This is a genomic window from Mixta calida, assembly GCF_002953215.1.
GTDB classification, from domain to species: domain Bacteria; phylum Pseudomonadota; class Gammaproteobacteria; order Enterobacterales; family Enterobacteriaceae; genus Mixta; species Mixta calida.
Map to the genome: position 1 here is coordinate 4,172,807 of NZ_CP026378.1, position 12,926 is coordinate 4,185,732.

General features: G+C 55.7%; 11 protein-coding genes, 2 tRNA genes and 1 rRNA gene. 3 read left to right on the forward strand and 11 right to left on the reverse strand.

Annotated features, from left to right (window positions below; genetic code table 11):
* Positions 1-41: 41 nt before the first annotated feature.
* Entirely contained in the window at positions 42-1,517 is a 1,476-nt protein-coding gene (ilvC, locus tag C2E16_RS19830; protein ID WP_038628995.1) for a ketol-acid reductoisomerase, read from the reverse strand.
* A gap of 165 nt (positions 1,518-1,682) precedes the next feature.
* Here ilvC and ilvY point away from each other — a divergent pair, with 165 nt between their 5' ends.
* Complete coding sequence (ilvY, locus tag C2E16_RS19835) at positions 1,683-2,564, forward strand: HTH-type transcriptional activator IlvY (protein WP_038628997.1); 882 nt, start codon at positions 1,683-1,685, stop codon at positions 2,562-2,564.
* Here the strand turns inward: ilvY and ilvA are convergent, their stop codons facing one another.
* From ilvA to ilvL, 6 genes are all read right to left on the reverse strand, one after another.
* Entirely contained in the window at positions 2,565-4,109 is a 1,545-nt protein-coding gene (ilvA, locus tag C2E16_RS19840) for a threonine ammonia-lyase, biosynthetic (RefSeq protein WP_038629000.1), read from the reverse strand.
* Positions 4,110-4,111: 2 nt separating this feature from the next.
* On the reverse strand, positions 4,112-5,962 hold the full coding sequence (gene ilvD, locus C2E16_RS19845; protein ID WP_038629002.1) for a dihydroxy-acid dehydratase: 1,851 nt from the start codon (positions 5,960-5,962) through the stop codon (positions 4,112-4,114).
* Between the two features lie 62 nt (positions 5,963-6,024).
* Positions 6,025-6,954, reverse strand: a complete 930-nt coding sequence (ilvE, locus tag C2E16_RS19850) for a branched-chain-amino-acid transaminase (protein ID WP_038629004.1) — start codon at positions 6,952-6,954, stop codon at positions 6,025-6,027.
* 18 nt (positions 6,955-6,972) lie between these two features.
* On the reverse strand, positions 6,973-7,230 hold the full coding sequence (gene ilvM / locus C2E16_RS19855; RefSeq protein ID WP_038629006.1) for an acetolactate synthase 2 small subunit: 258 nt from the start codon (positions 7,228-7,230) through the stop codon (positions 6,973-6,975).
* Complete coding sequence (gene ilvG, locus C2E16_RS19860) at positions 7,227-8,873, reverse strand: acetolactate synthase 2 catalytic subunit (RefSeq protein WP_038629008.1); 1,647 nt, start codon at positions 8,871-8,873, stop codon at positions 7,227-7,229. Before ilvG ends, ilvM begins: the two co-directional genes overlap by 4 nt.
* 149 nt (positions 8,874-9,022) lie before the next feature.
* Complete coding sequence (ilvL, locus tag C2E16_RS19865) at positions 9,023-9,121, reverse strand: ilv operon leader peptide (RefSeq protein ID WP_071883719.1); 99 nt, start codon at positions 9,119-9,121, stop codon at positions 9,023-9,025.
* Positions 9,122-9,455: 334 nt separating this feature from the next.
* On the opposite strand from ilvL, the gene C2E16_RS19870 reads away from it, so the two are divergent.
* Entirely contained in the window at positions 9,456-10,976 is a 1,521-nt protein-coding gene (locus C2E16_RS19870) for a YifB family Mg chelatase-like AAA ATPase (RefSeq protein WP_038629011.1), read from the forward strand.
* A 60-nt stretch (positions 10,977-11,036) separates the two neighbouring features.
* On the opposite strand, the gene C2E16_RS19875 is transcribed toward C2E16_RS19870, so the two are convergent.
* On the reverse strand, positions 11,037-11,375 hold the full coding sequence (locus C2E16_RS19875) for a MaoP family protein (protein WP_038629013.1): 339 nt from the start codon (positions 11,373-11,375) through the stop codon (positions 11,037-11,039).
* 121 nt (positions 11,376-11,496) lie between these two features.
* Between C2E16_RS19875 and hdfR the strand changes: the two genes are divergently transcribed.
* Positions 11,497-12,324 (forward strand): HTH-type transcriptional regulator HdfR, encoded by an 828-nt coding sequence (gene hdfR, locus C2E16_RS19880; RefSeq protein WP_038629015.1) that lies wholly within the window; start codon positions 11,497-11,499, stop codon positions 12,322-12,324.
* Between the two features lie 130 nt (positions 12,325-12,454).
* On the opposite strand, the gene C2E16_RS19885 is transcribed toward hdfR, so the two are convergent.
* The 3 genes from C2E16_RS19885 to rrf all read right to left on the reverse strand — a co-directional run bounded on the left by C2E16_RS19885 (position 12,455) and on the right by rrf (position 12,805).
* Positions 12,455-12,530: transfer RNA gene (locus C2E16_RS19885), tRNA-Trp, on the reverse strand.
* Positions 12,531-12,538: 8 nt separating this feature from the next.
* Positions 12,539-12,615 (reverse strand) — tRNA-Asp (locus C2E16_RS19890).
* A 74-nt stretch (positions 12,616-12,689) separates the two neighbouring features.
* Positions 12,690-12,805: ribosomal RNA gene (gene rrf, locus C2E16_RS19895) — 5S ribosomal RNA — on the reverse strand.
* Between the last annotated feature and the right edge of the window lie 121 nt (positions 12,806-12,926).

The following is a 12,926-nucleotide window of genomic DNA, read 5'->3' on the forward strand; positions in this document are numbered from 1 at the left end:
GCGATGCGCTCTCCCGTTTTGCCTTCTACGGCTGCGGCCAATTAGCCGGCAACGCTGATACGTTTCATATCAGTCATGTAGCCGCGCAGCTTGCGGCCGACCGCTTCGATCGGATGGTTGCGCACCGCTTCATTCACGTCGCGCAGCTGAGCGTTATCAACCGCCGCCGGCGCCACTTCTTTTCCTAAATCGCCTGCCTGCAGCGTGGTCATAAACTCTTTCAGCAGCGGCACCGCCGCGTTAGCGAACAGGTAGTTGCCATATTCCGCAGTATCGGAAATCACCACGTTCATTTCATACAGACGCTTACGGGCGATGGTGTTAGCGATCAGCGGCAGCTCGTGCAGCGATTCATAATAGGCGGACTCTTCGATGATGCCGGAATCAACCATGGTTTCAAACGCCAGCTCAACGCCCGCTTTTACCATGGCGACCATCAGCACGCCGCGATCGTAATATTCCTGCTCGGAAATTTTTCCGTCATACTGCGGCGCGTTTTCAAACGCGGTCTGGCCGGTCTCTTCGCGCCAGGTCAGCAGTTTTTTATCGTCGTTCGCCCAGTCCGCCATCATGCCGGAAGAGAATTCGCCGGAAATGATGTCATCCATATGTTTCTGGAACAGCGGCGCCATAATGGTTTTCAGCTGCTCCGACAGAGCGTAAGCACGCAGCTTAGCCGGGTTAGAGAGGCGGTCCATCATCAGGGTAATGCCGCCGTGCTTCAGGGATTCAGTGATGGTTTCCCAACCGAACTGCAACAGTTTGCCCGCGTAAGCTGGATCAACGCCCTCAGCCACCAGCTTGTCGTAGCACAGCAGAGAACCCGCCTGCAGCATACCGCAGAGAATGGTCTGCTCGCCCATCAGGTCAGATTTCACTTCGGCAACGAAGGAGGATTCCAGCACGCCCGCACGATGACCGCCGGTCGCCGCGGCCCAGGCTTTGGCGATCGCCATGCCTTCGCCTTTCGGATCGTTTTCTGGATGCACCGCGATCAGCGTTGGGACGCCGAAGCCGCGCTTGTACTCTTCGCGCACTTCCGTGCCCGGACATTTCGGCGCCACCATCACAACGGTAATGTCTTTACGGATCTGCTCGCCTACCTCAACGATATTGAAGCCGTGCGAATAGCCCAGCGCCGCGCCGTCTTTCATCAGCGGCTGCACTGCCTGCACGACGGATGAGTGCTGTTTGTCCGGCGTCAGGTTAACCACCAGATCGGCCTGCGGAATCAGCTCTTCATAGGTGCCGACTTTAAAGCCATTTTCGGTCGCCTTGCGCCAGGAAGCGCGTTTTTCCGCAATCGCTTCAGCGCGCAGCGCATAAGAAACGTCCAGACCAGAGTCACGCATGTTAAGGCCCTGGTTGAGACCCTGGGCGCCACAGCCAACGATGACGACTTTTTTCCCTTTCAGGTAGCTTGCTTCATCAGCAAATTCGTCGCGCGTCATAAAGCGACATTTACCTAATTGCGCCAGCTGCTGACGCAGGTTCAAAGTGTTGAAATAGTTAGCCATGGGCACTCCGTTTTTGAGGTTGTGTTTACCGTTATTTTATGGCGAAGCCGTATATTGCTTCGTCTGATATAGCCCCATCATATGACAGGAAATCCGTTGCTTAAATTGATATATTAACAACGCCGCATTGCAATAACTGCAACGTAAAAACGAGGCCTGAATCGCATGGATTTACGAGACCTGAAACTTTTTTTACATTTGGCCGAGAGTCGACACTTTGGTCGTACCGCCCGCGCAATGCACGTTTCGCCTTCCACCCTGTCGCGCCAGATACAGCGGCTGGAGGAGGATTTAGGGCAAAGCCTGTTTTTACGTGATAACCGTACCGTCACGCTGACCGAAGCAGGCGAACAACTGCGCCAGTTCGCGCAGCAAACGCTGCTGCAATATCAGCAGCTGCGTCACGCGATAGACCAGCACGGACCTTCGTTAAGCGGCGAACTGAAGCTGTTCTGCTCTGTAACCGCCGCCTACAGCCATCTGCCGCCGATCCTCGATCGTTTTCGCGCCGAGCATCCGCAGGTGGAAATCAAGCTCACTACCGGCGATGCCGCCGACGCGGTTGACAAAGTGCAAACCGGCGAAGCGGAGCTGGCGATTGCCGGTCGTCCTGAGATGCTGCCCGCCAGCATCGGCTTTACCCCGCTAGGGTATATTCCGCTGGTGCTGATCGCGCCAGCGCTGCCTTGCCCGGTTCGTCAGCAGGCGACGCAGCCCGATCCAGACTGGGCACAAATCCCCTTTATTCTGCCGGAACAGGGCCCGGCGCGACGCCGCATCGATCTGTGGTTCCGCCGTCGGCGCATTGCTAATCCGCTGATTTACGCCACCGTTTCCGGTCATGAAGCCATTGTTTCTATGGTGGCGCTGGGCTGTGGTATCGCTCTGCTGCCTGAGGTGGTATTGGAAAACAGCCCGGATCCGGTGCGCAACCGGGTTCTGGTGCTGGAAGATGTTGACGCCGTCGCGCCCTTTGAACTGGGCGTCTGCGTACAGAAAAAGCGGCTCAGCGAGCCGCTAATTAGCGCGTTCTGGCAGCTACTGTAATTATCCCGCCAGGAAAAAACGAAACGCCGGGTTTTCGCTTTCATCATGAAAGTCGTAGCCCAAAGCGGCAAGATGCTCGGCGAAGCGCGGTTCATCCTCGCCCTGCTCGAAAGCGGCCAGTACCCGACCATAGTCGGTGCCGTGACTGCGATAGTGGAACAGCGAAATATTCCAGTGCGCGCCCAGCGTTTGCAGAAATTTCAGCAGCGCGCCGGGCGCTTCAGGGAATTCGAAGCTGAAGAGACGCTCACGCAGCGGCCGGGAAGGTCGACCGCCTACCATATAGCGCACATGCAGCTTGGCCATCTCGTCATCAGAGAGATCGACGACCTGATAGCCACCTGCCGTTAATTCGCTGATAATTTCCCGACGCTCTTCGCGGCCGCGCGTCAGCCGCACCCCGACAAAAATGCAGGCGTTATCGGCATCGGCGTAACGGTAGTTAAACTCCGTTACCGCTCTGCCGCCCAGCGTCTGGCAGAACTTGAGAAAGCTGCCCTGCTGTTCGGGAATGGTAACGGCAAGCAGTGCTTCACGCTGTTCCCCCAGTTCACAGCGTTCGGAAACGTAGCGCAGCCCGTGGAAATTGACGTTCGCGCCGGAAAGGATATGCGCCAGCCGTTCGCCCTGCAGATTGTGCTGTTGGATATACTTCTTCATTCCCGCCAGCGCCAGCGCCCCGGAAGGCTCCGCCACCGCGCGCACATCCTCAAACAGATCTTTCATCGCCGCGCAGATGGCATCGCTGTCGACGGTGACGATATCATCCAGCCAGGCCTGGCAAAGACGAAAAGTTTCGCTGCCGATACGCTTCACCGCCACGCCTTCCGCAAACAATCCGACACGCGGCAGATCGACCGGCTCGCCCGCCTCCAGCGCCGCTTTCAGACAGGCGGAATCCGCCGCCTCTACCGCAATCACTTTAATTTGCGGCATCAGCTGTTTAATCAACACCGCGACTCCTGCCGCCAGCCCGCCGCCGCCGACCGGCACGAAAATGCGATCGAGATGCGCGTCCTGCTGCAACAGCTCCATCGCCAGCGTGCCCTGTCCGGCGATCACCGCCGGATGGTCAAAAGGCGGTACGAAGGTATAGCCCTGCTGTTCCGACAGCTCGATGGCTTTCGCCTTCGCCTCATCGAAATTAGCGCCGTACAGGTAAGTCTCACCGCCAAAGGCGCGCACCGCGTCGACTTTAATATCCGCCGTGGCGACCGGCATCACGATCAATGATTTAATGCCGAGTTTGCTGGCGGAAAGCGCCACGCCCTGCGCATGGTTGCCGGCAGAAGCGGTGACGACGCCGCGCGCCTTCTGCTCTTCGTTAAGCCCGGCGATCATCGCGTAGGCGCCCCGCAGCTTAAAGCTATGGACCGGTTGGCGATCTTCGCGCTTCACCAGCACCGTGTTGCCAAGGCGCGCGGAGAGCTTCTCCATATGCTGTAATGGCGTCACCTGCGCCACTTCGTAAACGGGCGAGCGCAGCACGGCGCGCAGATATTCAGCGCCGCAGGGCGCCTCCGGTAACGGTTGAGACTCAGCCATCCTTAGCCTCCCAGCTTCGATTTGTCGCGTACAGCGCCTTTATCCGCGCTGGTCGCCAGCGAGGCGTAGGCGCGCAGTGCGAATGAAACCTGACGCTGACGCGAATGCGGCGTATACGCGGCGTCGCCGCGCGCTTCTTCCTCTTCGCGACGCGCATGCAGTTCGTTATCCGGCACATCCAGTCGGATGCCGCGATTCGGAATATCGATTTCGATCATATCGCCATCTTTCACCAGCGCGATGGTACCGCCGCTGGCCGCTTCTGGTGAGGCATGGCCGATAGAGAGCCCTGAAGTGCCGCCGGAGAAACGTCCGTCAGTGATTAACGCGCAGCTCTTACCTAATCCCATCGATTTCAGGTAGGTGGTGGGATAAAGCATTTCCTGCATGCCCGGCCCGCCTTTCGGCCCTTCGTAACGGATAACGACTACATCGCCCGCGACCACTTTGCCGCCCAGGATCGCTTCAACGGCGTCTTCCTGGCTTTCGTACACTTTCGCCGGGCCGCGGAAGGTCAGAATCTCTTTATCCACGCCCGCGGTTTTCACGATACAGCCATCTTCCGCCATGTTGCCGTACAGCACCGCCAGCCCGCCATCCTGGCTGAATGCATATTCGCGTGAGCGGATGCAGCCTTCGCGACGATCGTCGTCAAGCGTATCCCAGCGGCACTCCTGCGAAAACGCCTGAGTGGTGCGGATGCCTGCCGGTCCGGCGCGGAACATCTTTTTCACGGCCTCATCCTGCGTCAGCATGATGTCGTAGTTATCAAGCGTTTCACGCAGCGTGGTGCCCAGCACGTTATGAACGCTGGTATCCAACAGCCCGGCACGATCCAGCTCGCCCAGGATGCCGATTACGCCACCAGCGCGGTGAACATCTTCCATATGGTATTTCTGCGTGCTGGGCGCCACTTTGCATAAGTGCGGCACCTTGCGCGACAGGCGATCGATGTCAGAGATATTGAAATCGATTTCGCCTTCCTGCGCCGCCGCCAGCAGGTGCAGCACGGTGTTCGTGGAGCCGCCCATGGCGATATCCAACGTCATGGCGTTTTCAAAGGCGGCCTTATTCGCGATACTGCGCGGCAGCGCCGTTTCATCGTCCTGTTCGTAGTAGCGTTTCGCCAGCGTAACGATGCGCTTGCCAGCATTGATAAACAGCTCTTTGCGATCGGCATGGGTCGCCAGCAGCGAGCCGTTGCCCGGCTGAGACAGCCCCAGCGCTTCGGTCAGACAGTTCATTGAGTTCGCGGTAAACATGCCGGAGCAGGAGCCGCAGGTCGGACAGGCGGAACGCTCGATCTGCTCGCTGTCGGCGTCGCTGACGTTAGGGTTGGCGCCCTGAATCATGGCATCGACCAGGTCCAGCTTGATGATCTTATCGGAGAGCTTGGTTTTACCCGCCTCCATCGGCCCGCCGGAGACGAAAATCACCGGAATGTTCAGGCGCAGCGCGGCCATCATCATTCCCGGCGTGATTTTATCGCAGTTGGAGATGCAGACCATGGCGTCCGCGCAGTGCGCATTCACCATATATTCAACCGAGTCGGCAATCAGCTCGCGCGACGGCAGTGAATAGAGCATGCCTCCATGACCCATAGCGATGCCGTCATCGACCGCAATGGTGTTGAATTCTTTCGCCACGCCGCCGGCAGCTTCAATCTGATCGGCAACCAGCTTGCCCAGATCGCGCAGATGAACGTGTCCCGGCACGAACTGGGTGAAAGAGTTAACGACGGCGATAATCGGTTTGCCGAAATCCGCGTCAGTCATTCCTGTTGCGCGCCACAAGGCACGGGCACCGGCCATATTACGGCCATGAGTAGTAGTGGCGGAACGGTACTTAGGCATGCTCTGTTTACTCCAGTCTGGATAAATAAGCGGGCCCGACCGGGCGCCCGCAACTGTCTGTCTTATGGGTTTACCTGATCTAACCAGCCCCATTTATCTTCGGTTTCACCGGTGAACAGGCCAAAGAAGGCCTGCTGAATACGTTTGGTGATCGGCCCGCATTTGCCTTCGCCGACCTGGATGCCGTCTACGCTGCGCACCGGCGTGATTTCCGCCGCGGTGCCGGACATAAAGACTTCGTCCGCCAGGTAGAGGGACTCACGCGACAGTACCTGCTCGCGTACTTCAATGCCCGCATCTTTCGCCAGCTTGATAATGGCGTCGCGAGTGATGCCCGGCAGCGCGGAAGAGGTGAATGGCGGAGTGAAAAGGATGCCGTCTTTTACTTCAAACAGGTTCTCGCCCGCGCCTTCGGAGATATAGCCGTTGGTATCAAGCGCAATACCTTCCTGATAGCCGTGGCGGCGCGCTTCGCTGCCGACCAGCAGTGAGGAGAGGTAGTTGCCGCCCGCTTTCGCGGCGGTAGGAATAGTGTTCGGCGCGACACGGTTCCAGGAGGAAACCATCGCGTCGATGCCCTGCTCCAGCGCTTCAGCGCCCAAATAGGCGCCCCACGGGAACGCGGCGATGATTACGTCCGTGCTGTAGCCTTCCGGCGGGTTAACGCCCAGGCCAACGTCGCCGACAAAGGCCAGCGGGCGAATATAAGCGCTTTTCAGCTTGTTGACGCGCAGGACTTCGCGGCAGGCTTCCATCAGCTCATCCACGCTGTGCTTCAGCGGGAAGCGATAAATTTTGGCGGAGTCGTGCAGGCGCTGCATATGTTCACGATGACGGAAGACTACCGGTCCTTTGTGCGAGTCGTAGCAGCGGACGCCTTCAAAAACCGACGTGCCGTAATGCAGAGCATGAGACATGACGCTGACCTTCGCCTCTTCCCACTTCACCATCTCGCCGTTGAACCAGATAAAGTCTGCTTTCTTCGTACTCATTCTTATTTCCTTTCGCGACTATGCGCGGATTTGTTGTGTTGTCTGTTGTTGAATCTGGACGCAAGCGACATCCATCAGTTTGCTCAGCTGTGTTGACAGTAAATCGACTGAACGCAGGCTGGCAACGGTCATTTCAATATTAATATTTTCGGCGTTTGCGACGGCGGCCATATTCATGGCGCAAACCTGAAAGCCGCGATGACGGACAACGCGCAAAATGCGTTCCAGAACTTCAGGGCGGAAACGCGCTTCGATAGACAACTGATGCTGGTTCATACGGTTTTCTCCATCATGTTTGCGTTGCTGGCGCCGGGTGGCACCAGAGGCCAGACGTTTTCATGCTCATCAATGGCCACATGCAACAACCAAGGTCCTTTACTGGTCAGCAGAGCATCTAATGCGGCGTCGACCTGATCTTTACGAGTAATACGCTGGCCAGGAATATCAAAGGCGCTTGCCAGCGTCAGAAAATCGGGATTATCAGAAAGGTTGGTTTCACTGTAGCGCTCAGAGAAAAAGAGCTGCTGCCACTGACGCACCATTCCCAAACGTTGGTTATCCAGCAGGACGATTTTGATCGGCAGAGCTTTACGTTTAATGGTGCCTAACTCCTGCACGTTCATCATGAAAGAGCCGTCGCCGGAGACGCAGATCACCATATCGTCAGGACGGGCGACCTGCGCGCCTACCGCAGCCGGCAGCCCGAAGCCCATGGTGCCCAGGCCGCTGGAAGTAATGAAATCCTGGGGCGCGTTGAAGGACATATGCTGCGCTGTCCACATCTGGTGCTGGCCGACATCGGTGGTCACAACAGCCCGCGCCGCTTTGCGGTCTGACAGCTGGCGCAGAAACAACGGCGCATAAATCGCCTCGCCGGGATGATCGTAGCGCCACCCATGCTGCGCCTTTAACGCCATGACTTCCGTACGCCATGCATCAATCTGGCATGGCTGCGTCAAAGCGGGCAGCAGGGTTTTTATATCGCCCTGTAAACCCACGTGCGCGCGGCGCAGCTTATTCAGCTCAGCCGGATCGATATCCATATGAATAACGCTGGCATGCGGTGCGAAGGTATCCAGCTTGCCGGTAACTCGATCGTCAAAGCGCGCGCCGACGGCAATCAGCAGATCGCACTGCTGGACGGCCAGATTCGCCGCTTTGGTGCCGTGCATGCCCAACATGCCGAGATAGCAAGGATCGCTGGGATCAGGCGCACCCAGACCTTTCAGCGTCGCAACGGCAGGTATACCCGTTTGCTGAACGAACTCACGCAACGTCGGTACCGCCTGCGCAATGCCGACGCCGCCGCCGATATATAAAACCGGCTTTTGCGCCTGGGCAATCAACGCGCGCGCCTGCGCGATCTCCTGATGCGGATGAGCCAGTGTTTCCTCTACGGGCAGCAGATGCGGCGTCAAGTCGCCGCTGGCGACCTGAATGTTTTTGGGAATATCGACCAGAACCGGGCCCGGACGGCCAGACTGCGCGATGGCGAAGGCTTCAGCCATCACTTCCGGCAATGTCTCCAGCGACTCGACTAAAAAGCTGTGTTTGGTACAGGCCAGCGACAGGCCTAATACATCGATTTCCTGAAAGGCGTCGGTGCCAATCAAAGGGGCAGCGACCTGGCCAGTGATGGCGACAACGGGAACAGAATCCATCATGGCATCGGCGAGACCGGTAATCAGGTTGGTGGCCCCTGGACCGGAAGTGGCGATACAGACGCCGACTTTCCCGGTAGCACGCGCGTAGCCAATAGCGGCCATGGCAGCGCCCTGCTCATGACGGCACAGTAGGTGTTCGACGCCTCCATCATAAAGCGCGTCGTAAACCGGCATAATCGCGCCGCCCGGATAGCCGAATACGGTTTCTACCCCTTGCGCACGCAACGCTTGAACCACCCACTGCGCTCCAGTCATCGTTATTCCCCTGTATTTTCCGGGGAACAACAGTGTTTTATGCTACTGTACATTGTTTGTTCCTCTTTCATTGACTGCCCCGATGCCTGACCATAAAAAAACCCCCGGACCTTTCGGTGCGGGGGTTCTTTTAGATTCAGGCTTGATTTTTAAGCCTTTCTTCCTCCGAGCGCAGCCCCGCACGGTGTGATAATAATCACCACCACGCTAATCACGACTAGGCTAATCACTCGTAGAAGGGCTTTCATATGATGTTCAAAATTTCACTTATTCGAAGTAATGCCTAAAGAGTTATCACAGACAGGCAGGGTTAGACAACCTTTTTTAATAGTTATTTTCAAGCTGCTTTAATGTAATTAGCAAAAAAGCTTTTTTATTCAAACAATAACCATGACTGAAAGTTATTCATTACGTCCCTTCCGTAATAAATAAAAAGCCTGACCCATTTTGAACCTGACGCTTTTTCATTCCGAACATCACAGGGACGTTTTTTTACGAGACGTCACGCAATGCGTTGTCGGACGCATCGCGTTATAAATAAACTCTGCGCATACTCCAGGCTTAAAGCAAAAAGGAGGGAGTATGTCTTTATCCCACGTTGCCACACGTGCAGCGCTTGGCGTCACGGCGCCACTGGTTACGGTGGAAGTACATATCAGCAATGGATTGCCAGGGCTTTCGCTGGTGGGTTTGGCCGAGACGACGGTAAAAGAGGCGCGCGATCGCGTACGTAGCGCTATCATCAACAGCGGCTTCACCTTTCCGGCTAAACGTATCACGGTTAATCTGGCCCCAGCGGATCTGCCTAAAGAGGGCGGACGTTTCGATCTTCCCATCGCCATCGCAATTCTCGCGGCTTCTGAACAGCTTCCTGAGGCTAAACTGGCACAGTTTGAATTCCTGGGCGAGCTGGCGCTCAGCGGAGCACTCAGAGGCGTACAGAGCGCCATCCCGGCGGCGATGGCGGCAAATGAAGCGGGCAGGACGCTGATCGTACCGGCGGAAAATGCGCCAGATGTCGGTTTAGTAGAAAAGAAAGAATCACTGGTTGCGGGAAATCTGCCGGAGGTATGTGCTTTTCTTCTTAATCAATGTCAGTTGCATCCCGGACACGCAGATTTACCGCAAGACGAGGCGAAAAGTGAAGATCTGCACGATATCATCGGTCAGCAGCAAGGTAAGCGCGCACTGGAGGTGGCCGCAGCGGGAGGACATAATCTGCTGCTTATCGGCCCGCCCGGCACAGGAAAGACTATGTTGGCGATGCGGCTCATTGGTCTGTTGCCGCCGCTTAGCGATCGGGAGGCGCTGGAGTGCGCGACCGTGGCAAGTATCATTAATAGTGGAGACGTTCATAAGCAATGGCGAAAACGTCCGTTTCGAACGCCTCATCATAGCTCAACACTGTATGCTCTGGTTGGCGGCGGTTCGCTTCCTCAGCCAGGTGAAATCACGCTGGCACATAATGGTATTTTATTCCTTGATGAGCTACCCGAATTTAGCCGTAAAACGCTGGATGCGCTGCGTGAGCCGCTTGAGACAGGGGAAATCACTATTTCACGCGCCCGCGCTAAAGTGAGCTGGCCAGCGCGCTTTCAGTTAGTTGCCGCTATGAACCCTGGCCCCTCAGGACATTACCAGGGCAAGCATAACCGCTGTACACCACAGCAGACGCTGCGTTACCTCAGCCGGTTATCAGGGCCGTTCCTCGATCGCTTTGATCTCTCTTTAGAGATTCCTCTTCTTCCCGCCGGAATGCTCAGCCAGCCGCATAAAGAAATGGAATCCAGCGCTCAGGTGCGGCAACGCGTTATCGCCGCGCGTAATCAGCAGTTAGCGCGTCAGGGAAAGATTAATGCATTAATGGATAACAATGAGGTGCAACGGTGGTGCGCGCTGGCGAAAGAGGATGCCGAATGGCTTGAATCAATACTTATTGCCCTGGGACTCTCCGTCAGGGCATGGCAAAGGCTACTGAAGGTATCGCGTACGATTGCCGATCTGGCTGGCGAGGAGGCGCTTACGCGTTCACATCTGCTGGAGGCGTTAAGCTATCGCGGGATGGATCGTATGTTAATTCATTTGCATAAAAGCCTGGAATGAAAATGGGGCCGCAGCCCCATCATTTTAACGCCAGCTTCTCAACAGGCGAGCAGCCTACGATTAATCTTCTGAATCGCTATAGTCTTCAACACCTTCCATCTGCGGCTTACCGCCAGAGAGGGTATGAAAACGTTTCGGACGCTTGATGCGTGTCATGTATTTACTCCATACACGCTCAGCTTCAGTTTGTGGTTCACGTAAACCACGACATACTTCTATAAACTGACGCTCTTCTTCTGTCACAGGTTCACGCCTGGCCAGATCAAGCTCATTGAACGCGTAACCATGCCTTTCGAGAAGCTGAGCTTCTTTAATAGTGAAATCACCGTGACGCGAAAACCCACGCGGGTAGTGTTTGTTATCAAAAAAACGATTAGTTGTTGCGAAGCTATCCGCCATTTTACACGCTCCTAACTCTTCTATGGCCGTGCGATTTATGGCGCGGAGTATTAGTTAGGCTTGACAGAGTGTAAAACAAAACATTTAAATCATTACGACAAACATTTTTTTGGAGTTGGCTGTGGATACGGAATTACTGAAGACCTTTCTTGAAGTGAGCAGAACGCGCCATTTTGGACGCGCCGCAGAAGCGCTCTATTTGACGCAATCCGCCGTCAGTTTTCGCATCAGACAGCTGGAAAATCAGCTGGGCGTGAACCTTTTTACCCGGCACCGCAATAATATACGGCTTACTTCCGCCGGCGAGCGCTTGCTTCCTTATGCAGAGAGCCTGATGAGTACCTGGCTAATGGCTAAAAAGGAAGTCGCCCATACTCAGCAGCATCATGAACTCTCTATCGGCGCCAGCGCATCCCTGTGGGAAGCTTATCTGACGCCCTGGCTACAAACGCTTTATGAAAACCGTGAGAGTCTTCATTTGGAAGCACGCGTAGCGCAGAGGCATCTGTTGGTAAAACAGCTGCATGAGCGACAGCTCGATCTGTTAATTACGACAGAAGCGCCAAAAATGGACGAGCTGACAAGCCAGCAGATCGGTCATATTTCTCTTACCCTTTTCCGCTCACGTAAAAGTGAAAAACGGGAGAAATATGACTATATCAAGCTGGAGTGGGGCGCAGACTTTCATCAGCATGAAAGTTATCTGGCTGGCGCCGATGATGTGCCCGTGCTGACCACAACCTCTGCGCATTTAACTCGACAGCTTTTGCATACAACCGGGGCTTGTGCATTTTTGCCAGATAGCTGGATGCAGCTCTATCCCGATTTAACGGTCATTCCTGATACGCCTGTCGCTGTTCGGCCTTTATACGCCGTGTGGTTGCAGAATAGCGATCAACAAACGCATATCCGACAGCTGCTGAAGTTCCCGGTACTGATACAAGCATGACATTTTAATAAACAGGGAGTTATAAAAGACGGGAGGGGTGAGGCTATTTCCGCTCATCCCGGGAGGATGGAGCCGCCAGGTAAAATAAACGCAAAAAAAAATCCTTTGCGTTAGCAAAGGATCCTTTATCTGGCAGGGGCGGAGGGACTCGAACCCCCAACACCCGGTTTTGGAGACCGGTGCTCTACCAATTGAACTACGCCCCTAAATAGGGTGGCGGTGCGGACGGGACTCGAACCCGCGACCCCCGGCGTGACAGGCCGGTATTCTAACCGACTGAACTACCGCACCACCGAATACTGCATTACCAGCGGGGTCTCGCTGATAACCGGTGTCGACCTTTACAGGACTAACCTTGATTTGATGCCTGGCAGTTCCCTACTCTCGCATGGGGAGGCCCCACACTACCATCGGCGCTGCGGCGTTTCACTTCTGAGTTCGGCATGGGGTCAGGTGGGACCACCGCGCTCTTGCCGCCAGGCAAATTCTTTGTGCCGGAAACGAATCTCTCGCGCTGCTGCTGCGTTGGCCGCATTCGCGTCACTCAGTCACATACCGCTGTATGCTCCTTCCTGACGTCTCATTTGCCGCCTTGCTTCAGC